The organism is Bartonella sp. MR168JLCBS, from assembly GCF_042194175.1.
This window is the reverse complement of sequence record NZ_JBHIMP010000070.1, coordinates 1-851: the sequence shown is the minus strand read 5'-3', so window position 1 is coordinate 851 and position 851 is coordinate 1. Positions and strand designations below refer to the sequence as shown.

General features: G+C 40.9%; 1 protein-coding gene and 1 pseudogene. Both read left to right on the top strand.

All coding sequences use genetic code 11. From position 1 onward, the window contains the following. A pseudogene (locus ACFIK8_RS09125) lies at positions 1-141 on the top strand (phosphatidylserine decarboxylase family protein); the annotation flags it as partial. A gap of 8 nt (positions 142-149) precedes the next feature. Continuing rightward, positions 150-851 (top strand): CDP-diacylglycerol--serine O-phosphatidyltransferase (gene pssA, locus ACFIK8_RS09120; protein WP_375669238.1); only part of this gene is annotated, 702 nt, incomplete at its 3' end.

Here is an 851-nt window from a genome sequence, read left to right as displayed (position 1 = left end):
TTTGGTTCTCGTCTTGATATTTATATACCAACTGAAGTGAAATTACGTGTTGCGGTTGGTCAGACAGCAATTGCGGGAGAAACAGTTTTAGGTTCTTTTGACGATAAGAGTAGTGCTACAATTGACTTCAGATTCGATTAGGGAAAACAATGAAAAATTTTTCACTATTTTCTTCATTTAATCCTGAAGGGCAGCATGATGATGTTGCAAATCGGTGGCGGTCGCCTACACCAATGCGTTATATCGTTCCCAATATCATTACTATTTTGGCGATTTGCGCAGGTATGAGCAGTATTCGTTTGGCTTTTGAGCATCGCTATGAGGCTGCTATTTTAATGGTGCTTTTAGCAGCAACCCTAGATGGGGCTGATGGCCGCGTTGCCCGTTTGATGGATGGGAGTTCATCTTTTGGGGCGCAGATGGATTCTCTTGCTGATGTTGTTAATTTTGGTGTTGCTCCTGCGCTTATTGTTTATTCCTTTGTTTTAAATCAAGCGTACCAAGTTGGTTGGATCGCAGCACTTGTCTATTGTGTTGCTTGTTGTTTGCGTTTAGCGCGTTTTAATGTGATGTTGGATAACGTAGATATACCAAAATGGCAGGGCAGTTATTTTATTGGTGTTCCTGCACCAGCAGGAGCGTTATTGCTTTTATTGCCTATGTATTTAGAAGCTCTTGGTTTGGTCCCAAGTTGGAGCTGGGCATTATTTTTTAGCCTTTATACTGTGATTATTGCTTTTCTTTTGGTCAGTCGTTTACCAGTATGGAATGCAAAAACAATTGATCAGAATTTGAGGCGTGATCTCGTTGTACCGTGCATGCTGGGCATTGTTATTTATGTAGGTTTTTTG